This window comes from Altererythrobacter sp. (assembly GCF_050299635.1).
GTDB lineage: Bacteria > Pseudomonadota > Alphaproteobacteria > Sphingomonadales > Sphingomonadaceae > Erythrobacter.
In genome coordinates this window covers 1-6,777 of sequence record NZ_JBNKWF010000042.1, presented here as the reverse complement: position 1 = coordinate 6,777, position 6,777 = coordinate 1, and the positions used below count along the sequence as shown (strand labels likewise).

Annotated in this window: 7 protein-coding genes; 6 read left to right on the top strand and 1 reads right to left on the bottom strand. The window is 62.4% G+C overall.

What is annotated here, in order from left to right:
• On the top strand, nucleotides 1–868 hold an 868-nt coding region (locus ACQY6C_RS14535; RefSeq protein ID WP_427969969.1), incomplete at its 5' end, for a hypothetical protein.
• 13 nt (nucleotides 869–881) lie between these two features.
• Here the strand turns inward: ACQY6C_RS14535 and ACQY6C_RS14530 are convergent.
• Complete coding sequence (locus ACQY6C_RS14530; protein ID WP_427969967.1) at nucleotides 882–1,469, bottom strand: DUF2585 domain-containing protein; 588 nt, start codon at nucleotides 1,467–1,469, stop codon at nucleotides 882–884.
• Nucleotides 1,470–1,545: 76 nt separating this feature from the next.
• Here ACQY6C_RS14530 and crtY point away from each other — a divergent pair, with 76 nt between their 5' ends.
• The 5 genes from crtY to ACQY6C_RS14505 all read left to right on the top strand — a co-directional run.
• Nucleotides 1,546–2,754: a lycopene beta-cyclase CrtY gene (gene crtY, locus ACQY6C_RS14525; RefSeq protein WP_427969965.1), complete on the top strand. Its 1,209-nt coding sequence runs from the start codon at nucleotides 1,546–1,548 to the stop codon at nucleotides 2,752–2,754.
• Complete coding sequence (locus tag ACQY6C_RS14520) at nucleotides 2,751–4,322, top strand: phytoene desaturase (RefSeq protein WP_427969963.1); 1,572 nt, start codon at nucleotides 2,751–2,753, stop codon at nucleotides 4,320–4,322. The genes crtY and ACQY6C_RS14520 overlap by 4 nt, the downstream gene beginning before the upstream one ends.
• The gene (locus ACQY6C_RS14515; protein WP_427969961.1) at nucleotides 4,319–4,900 is read left to right on the top strand and encodes a TIGR00730 family Rossman fold protein; all 582 of its coding nucleotides are present in this window, start codon (nucleotides 4,319–4,321) and stop codon (nucleotides 4,898–4,900) included. Before ACQY6C_RS14520 ends, ACQY6C_RS14515 begins: the two co-directional genes overlap by 4 nt.
• Nucleotides 4,897–5,925 carry a phytoene/squalene synthase family protein gene (locus tag ACQY6C_RS14510; RefSeq protein WP_427969959.1) on the top strand — a complete coding sequence of 343 codons (1,029 nt, stop codon included), beginning with the start codon at nucleotides 4,897–4,899 and terminating at the stop codon, nucleotides 5,923–5,925. Before ACQY6C_RS14515 ends, ACQY6C_RS14510 begins: the two co-directional genes overlap by 4 nt.
• A gap of 10 nt (nucleotides 5,926–5,935) precedes the next feature.
• Nucleotides 5,936–6,777 (top strand): biotin carboxylase N-terminal domain-containing protein (locus tag ACQY6C_RS14505; RefSeq protein WP_427969957.1); only part of this gene is annotated, 842 nt, incomplete at its 3' end.

The following is a 6,777-nucleotide window of genomic DNA, read 5'->3' as shown; positions in this document are numbered from 1 at the left end:
CGACGAACGGCTTGCCCTGGACGTCGCCAATGAAGGTCAATTTTGCAAGCGCCGTCAGCATTTTTCACGCAACATGCTGATGACAAATGAGAACAGGCCTGCAAAGGGATCAACAGTGCCCGCAATGGAGTGGCTGCCAGAAATGAACTTTCCGATATCAGCAATTGCTGCAGTAATGCTCGCAGCAGGTTCGCAAGGTCTGGCTCAGGAGGAGACGACCGACCCCTATGATCTGCTGATCGAGAGCTTTGCAGGCGATGCGATTGCCGGCCGCAATTATGAAGCTGTCGTGGAGAAAGCCTTCGTTTCCACGCTTGAAGCCCATGATGATTTCATGGCGACTGAAGCGGAATGTCCCGGAATGGTGGATGGTCTGACCAAGGCAGTCCGCCCCATCATGTGGCAGTCGCATATGGAGGGTTATGCCTGGTATCGTAACGAGCTTGGAGTCCTCTTTCGGCGCGAACTGAGCAGCGAGAACGCGGGACGAATGGCCACATTCTTTGGCTCTGAACTTGGGCAGCGCTTCATCGATACAATCATAAGGGAGCAAAGCTTCGATCGTGTCGTGGCTGAGGCGATTGCGAATGAGGGCGAAAGTGTCTCGAACGAAGCCATCGTGAAGGACAATCTCGACACCGCAAGACGAACGGTCATGACGTTGGAACCGGTGGATCGGATGCAGATAACGCGCATCTTCGCAACGGAAGAATGGGCAAAGGAGTTTGCGCGTTTAAATCCGATGTTGAACGAAGTTACGGTACGCATGTCGCAGCGCAATTTCACGCCCGAACAGGACGCGGCGATGGACAAACAATTGGACGATTTCCTTATGAGCCACCTGACTGCTTGCTATCAGTCGCAATAGGAAATCCAAGCCCCTACCCCATGCCCTGCCATTGCCGGATCGCTTCGATCGGCCAGAACAGCATGACGACATTGAGCGTCAGATTGTCGCGGATGACCCATAGCGTCAGCAGCTCGAAAAAGATCGCCAGCGTCACGCTGACCCATGTCGGCGCGCGGCTGGCGAAGATGAAGCCCAGCGCCATCCAGCCGATATCGGACAAGGAGTTGATCATGGAATCGCCTGAATAGCCCCAGCTGATGGTGACTTCGCGATAACGGTCGATCACCATGGGCGTGTTCTCCATGATCTCCCAAGCGGCCTCAACCACCACGGCAATCGGCAGCGCCCATTTGGCGGGCTTGCCGCCGAACAGCTTCCACCTATCCCACAGCAGATAGGCCACGAAATACATGATGAGCCCGTGGATGAAGTGGCTGGGCGAATACCAGTCCGTGATGTGCTGGCTGTTCTCGCTCGATTGCACCACGCCGTGCCACAGTTTCACCGTGCCGCAGGCGCAGATCGGCGGGCGGTCCATCGCAAGCAGGATCGCGGCGGTCGCGATTATCAAACCGAGCGTCGCAAGCAAGGCATTGCGGGGAATGGATATTCGGGTCATGCCCTGTCATGCCATGCCGCGCGATAATGGCAAGGCAATTGCCCCCGTCCCCCCACTGCCTTAAGCCTTGCCCCCAATGAACGGGCGCATGATCGACGTGGCAATCATAGGCGGCGGATTAGCAGGCGGGCTGATCGCGCTTGCTCTGCTGCGCCAGCGCCCCGAATTGCGGCTTGCCCTGATCGAGAGTGGCGAGCGGCTCGGCGGCGATCACCGCTGGAGCTGGTTTGCCGGCGACCTCTCTGAAGAGGGCGATGCGCTGCTCGATTCTTTCCGCCAGAGCACATGGGACAGCGGCTATGACGTGCGCTTCCCGCAATATCAGCGCACCCTCGCAACCGGCTATCGCTCTCTGTCGAGCGCCGATTTCGCCGTCGGTCTCACCCGCCTGCTGCCGCCCGAGGCGATCCGGCTGAAGTGCTGCGCCAGCGTGCTCGACGCAGAGGGCGTCACGCTTGCGAGTGGAGAGCGCATCCCGGCGCGCGCAGTGATCGATTGCCGCGCATTCGAGCCGAGCCCGCACCTCACGGGCGGCTGGCAGGTCTTCATGGGCCGCCATGTCCAGCTCGACCAGCCTCACGGCATCGAACGCCCGGTGATCATGGATGCGAGCGTAGACCAGCTTGCACCATCGGGTGGCGGAAATGCCTATCGCTTCGTCTATGTCCTGCCGCTGGGTGCGCATGACGTCTTCGTGGAGGACACCTATTATGCCGACAGCCCGCTGATCGACCGCAGCGCCCTGTCCAGCCGGCTCGACGCCTATTGCCGCCGCTACGGGTGGGAGCATGGCCGCATTGTAGGCAACGAGGCGGGCGTCCTGCCCGTGATCGACGGCGGAAACTTCCGCGCCTACCGTGACAGCCACCGCATAGCGGGCGTGGCGCTGGCGGGCGCACGCGGCGGCTTTACGCATCCGCTGACGAGCTACACCTTGCCGATCGCGGTCGACAACGCGCTTGCCATCGCGCGCGAGGTCGACCTGACCGGAGCGCAGCTTGCCGCTTTTAGCGAAGCGCGGGCACGACAGCACTGGAACCGCACGCGTTTCTATCGCAGGCTGGCGCGGATGCTGTTTGGCGCCGCAGAACCGGCGCGCAGGCGGGACATATTCGAAAACTTCTATAAGCTGCCGGAGGCTCTCATCGAACGATTCTACGCCGCCCGATCGACCCCTCTGGACCGCATGCGCATCATGCTGGGCAAGCCGCCCGTCCCCATCGGGCGCGCGATCGGCGCCCTGGCCTCTCGCGGTCGGGCGCTGTCTCAGGATGCACCGGCATGAGCGGCGACACGCTTCCCTTTACGCAGTCCGTCGCGCCCTCAATCGGCCAGGCGGGCGATGTGGAAGCATATGCGGGCCAGCGCGCCTGTGTGGTCGGCGCTGGCTTTGGCGGCCTTGCGCTCGCGATTAGGCTGCAATCGGCGGGAATCGCCACCACCGTGGTCGAAGCGCGCGACAAGCCCGGCGGTCGCGCCTATTTCTGGGAAAGGGACGGCTTCACCTTCGATGCCGGGCCGACAGTCATCACCGATCCTGCATGTCTGAGAGAACTGTGGTCCCTGACCAGGCATAAGATGGAGGAAGATGTCGAGCTGATGAAGGTCATGCCCTTCTACCGGCTCAACTGGCCAGACGGCACCAGTTTCGAATATTCGAACGATGAAGACAGCCTCAATGCCGAAATTGCCAAGCTCGATCCGGTCGATGTGGCGGGCTATCAGCGCTTCCTCGAATATTCGGAAGGGGTCTATCTCGATGGCTATGTGAAGTACGGCCAGGCGCCTTTCCTGGATTTCCGTTCCATGCTCAAGGCGGCACCGACACTGGCTAAACGGCAGGCCTGGCGCAGCGTCTATTCGATCGTCTCGAGCTTCATAGAGAACGAGAAACTGCGCGAGGCGCTTTCCTTCCACACTCTGCTGGTGGGTGGCAATCCGATGACCACCAGCGCGATCTATGCGCTGATCCACAAGCTTGAGACGCAAGGCGGCGTGTGGTGGGCGCGCGGCGGGACCAATCGACTGGTCGCCGGAATGGTGCGACATTTCGAGCGGCTGGGCGGAACCATGCGAATGGGCGATCCCGTCACCCGCCTGCACACGATGGGCAGCCGCGTGACCGAGGTGGAGACGCAGAGCGGATGGCGCGAGCGGTTTGACGCCGTGGCCTCCAACGCCGACATCATGCACACCTATCGCGACCTGCTGGGCACGACCAAGCGCGGGCGCGACTATTCCGCCAAGCTGGCGAAGAAGCGTTTCAGCCCTTCGCTGTTCGTGGTCCATTTCGGGCTCGAGGGCACATGGCCGGGCATCCCGCATCACACGGTGCTGTTCGGCCCGCGCTATCAGGGGCTGCTGGAAGATATTTACGATCACGGCGTTTTGCCGGCCGATCTGGCGATCTATCTCCACCATCCGACCGTGACCGACCCGTCGATGGCGCCCAAGGGCAAGAGCACGTTTTACGCGCTGGTGCCGGTCGCGCATCTGGGCAAGCTGGCGGTGGACTGGGACCAGATCGCGCCGATGCTGGAAAAGCGCGTACTCGACGAAGTGGGGCGGCGGCTGATCCCCGATATTCACGACCGGATCGTGACCAAATTCTCCTACGCGCCGAAGGATTTCGCAATGGACCTCAATGCCCATCTCGGTAGCGCCTTCAGCCTCGAACCCACGCTGATGCAGAGCGCGTATTTCCGCGGCCACAATCGCGACGATGTGATCGAGAACTTTTACCTCGTCGGGGCAGGCACGCACCCCGGCGCAGGAATCCCCGGCGTGGTCGGCAGCGCGAAAGCGACTGCGGGATTGATGCTGAAGGATCTCGCTGCCAAGGGACAGGCATGAAACGTCTCGCAGTCTATTGCGGTTCTGCCTCGCCGGAAGATCCGCGTTATCTCGCTCTCGCACGCGAAGTCGGCACCACGCTGGCACAGCGTGGTATCGGAGTCGTCTATGGCGGCGGCAGGCTCGGCCTGATGGGCGCCGTCGCCAGTGGCGCGCTCGAAGAAGGCGGCGAAGTGATCGGGGTGATCCCCGAAGCGCTGGTGAACAGCGAAGTCGCCAACCACAATTGCACCGAATTGCTCACCGTATCGGGAATGCATGAACGCAAGGCGCGCTTCACCGATCTGTCGGATGGTTTCGTCACCATTCCCGGCGGCGTGGGCACGATGGACGAGCTATGGGAGGCGATGAGCTGGGCGCAGCTCGGCTATCACCAAAAACCGGTCGGCCTGCTCAACGCCTTCGGCTTCTTCGATCATCTGGTCGCCTTCAACGCCAAAATGGCCGAGGTCGGCTTTGTCCGCCCCGCCCATCAGGGCATATTGATCGCGGAAGAGACGCTGCCCACTCTGCTCGACGCGATGGCAAGTTATGAACCGCATACGCCGATCTTCCGCATGAAGGCCGAGGATTTGTGACCCGGCCGCGGCTGCTCAGTCCTTCGCGGATACTGCGCAGCACGATCCGCGCTCCAGGCGGTGGACGCCGGCGTGACCCGCTGGTCGAAAAGAGCCGCAAGGCGATCGAGCAAGGTTCGAAGAGCTTCCGGGCCGCATCGCGCCTGTTCGACCGGGTAACGCGCGAACGGATCTGGATGCTCTATGCCTGGTGTCGCCGCTGCGACGATCTGGCCGATGGTCAGAGGATGGGGCGGCCAGCCGAGGGCGACGCCGCCAGCCCGGAAGAGATCGCCACCAGGGTCAAAGGCATCCGCATCCTGACGCAGGCCGCGCTTGACGGGCAACCGACCGCCGATGTCGCATTCGACGCCTTCGGACAGGTCGCCAGCGAATGCGGGTTGACCTATCGCGATGCCGAAGAAGTCATCGCCGGGTTCGAGCTCGACGCGAAGGACTGGCGCCCGCGCACTCAGGACGATCTGATGCGCTATTGCTATCACGTCGCGGGGGCCGTGGGCGTGATGGCAGCGCTGGTGATGGGCGTGCGGCGCGATGACGGAGAAGCGCTCGACAGCGCTTGCGACCTGGGAATTGCGTTCCAGCTCTCCAACATCGCGCGCGACTTGCTGGAGGATGACGCGGCGGGACGCTGCTACCTGCCGATCGAATGGCTGGTGGAAGAAGATATCGAGCCCGGCCAGCACACCAAGCCGCACCACCGGCAGGAACTGGCCGACATGGCCGCGCGGCTGATCACGCTGATGGAGCTGCACGAAGCGCATGCACGGGTCGGCACGGCGAGATTGCGCTTCCGCCAGCGCTGGGCCGTGCTTTCTGCAGCGCGCATCTATGGCGCAATCGGGCGCGAAGTGCGGCGGTTGGGGACCGAAGCCTGGAACCACCGGGTTTACACCAGCCGGTGGCACAAGCTGTATCATGCGCAGGCCGCATTCTGGGAAGCACTGGTCAACCGGCCACCATCACCGCCAGCCTTACCGCGCTGGACACGCGCCAGGCTTGCCGAAAACATCGCCGCGGCGTAGCGAACGTCGCATGATTTCAAAGCTCCTCATAGCCAATCGCGGCGAGATTGCCTGCCGCATCGTCCGCACCGCGCGCGAGATGGGTGTCGCCACCGTGGCGGTCTATTCGGATGCCGATGCCAAGGCGCTGCATGTGCGGCAAGCCGACGAGGCCGTGCATATCGGCCCCTCGCCCGCTGCCGAAAGCTATCTGGTCGGTGAGAAGATCATCGCTGCCGCCAAACAGACGGGCGCAGAGGCCATACATCCGGGTTACGGCTTTCTCAGCGAAAACGCCGCTTTCGCGCGCGCCGTGATCGATGCCGGGCTGATCTGGGTCGGGCCAAAGCCCGAAAGCATCGAGGCGATGGGCCTCAAGGATGCGGCCAAGAAGCTGATGCGCGAAGCGGGCGTGCCCGTCACCCCCGGATACGAGGGCGAGGACCAGTCGGTCGAGCGGCTGACCAAGGAAGCGGACGCGATTGGCTATCCCGTGCTGATCAAGGCGGTCGCGGGCGGCGGCGGCAAGGGCATGCGCAAGGTCGATGATGCGAAGAACTTTGTAGAAGCGCTGGAAAGCTGCAAGCGCGAAGCCAAGGCCAGCTTCGGCAATGACGAAGTGCTGCTGGAAAAATGGATCACCTCACCGCGCCATATCGAGGTGCAGGTGTTCGGCGACAGTCACGGCAATGTGGTCCATCTGTTCGAGCGCGACTGTTCGCTCCAGCGCCGCCACCAGAAGGTGATCGAGGAAGCCCCGGCGCCGGGCATCGACCGCGAGCTCATCGATACCGTCGGCCAGCGCTGTGCCGAAGCCTGCCGCAAGATCGGCTACCGCGGCGCCGGTACCTTCGAATTCCTCTATGAAAACGG